Origin of the sequence: Burkholderia sp. FL-7-2-10-S1-D7, assembly GCF_001524185.1 — a bacterium.
Taxonomy (GTDB): Bacteria; Pseudomonadota; Gammaproteobacteria; order Burkholderiales; family Burkholderiaceae; genus Burkholderia; species Burkholderia diffusa.
On record NZ_LOWY01000029.1, the window covers coordinates 1 to 947 of the forward strand.

Annotated in this window: 1 protein-coding gene; it reads right to left on the bottom strand. The window is 65.7% G+C overall.

The window, feature by feature from the left end; genetic code table 11:
• Positions 1 to 947, bottom strand: a 947-nt coding sequence (locus WS75_RS13155) for an aminotransferase (RefSeq protein WP_059680839.1), incomplete at both ends; no start/stop codon positions are given.

The following is a 947-nucleotide window of genomic DNA, read 5'->3' on the forward strand; positions in this document are numbered from 1 at the left end:
CCTTCGTCGCGCAGCAGCTTCAGGTTCGCGACCGCCACCGCCGCCGCGACCGGATGGCCCGAGTACGTGAGGCCGTGATTGAATTCGCCGTTGTCGATGATCGGGCGCGCGATGCGCTCATGGATGCCCACCGCGCCCATCGGCACGTAACCCGACGTCAGGCCCTTGGCCATCGTGATCAGGTCCGGCTCGAAGCCGAAGTGCTGATGCGCGAACCATTCGCCGGTGCGGCCGAAGCCGCCGATCACTTCGTCGGCGACGAGCAGGATGTCGTACTTGCGGCAGATCCGCTGGATTTCCGGCCAGTACGTCGACGGCGGGAAGATCACGCCGCCCGCGCCCTGGAACGGCTCGCCGATGAACGCGGCGACGTTCTCCGCGCCGAGTTCGAGGATCTTCGCCTCGAGCTGCTGCGCGCGTGCGAGGCCGAATGCCTCGGGCGTCTCGCCGGCCTGCGCTTCGCCGAAGAAATACGGCTGATCGATGTGCACGATGTGCTCGACCTTCGACGGCATCTGCTCGTGCATGTAGCCCATCCCGCCGAGCGTGCCGCCCGCGATCGTCGAGCCGTGGTAGCCGTTCTTGCGCGAGATCACGTACTTCTTCTGCGGCTTGCCCTGCACGCGCCAGTACTGGTGCACGAGGCGCAGCACGGTGTCGTTGCCTTCCGAGCCGCTGTTGCAATAGAAGAAGTGGTTGAAGCCCGCGGGTGTGACTTCGGCGAGCATCGCCGACAGTTCGATCACCGGCGGGTGCGTCGTCTTGAAGAACGTGTTGTAGAACGGCAGTTCCTGGATCTGGCGATACGCGGCGTCGGCGAGTTCCTTGCGGCCGTAGCCGACGTTGACGCACCAGAGGCCGGCCATCCCGTCGATGACCTTGTTGCCGTCCGAGTCCCACAGATAGACGCCGTCGGCCTTCACGATCACGCGGCTGCCCGCGCGGTT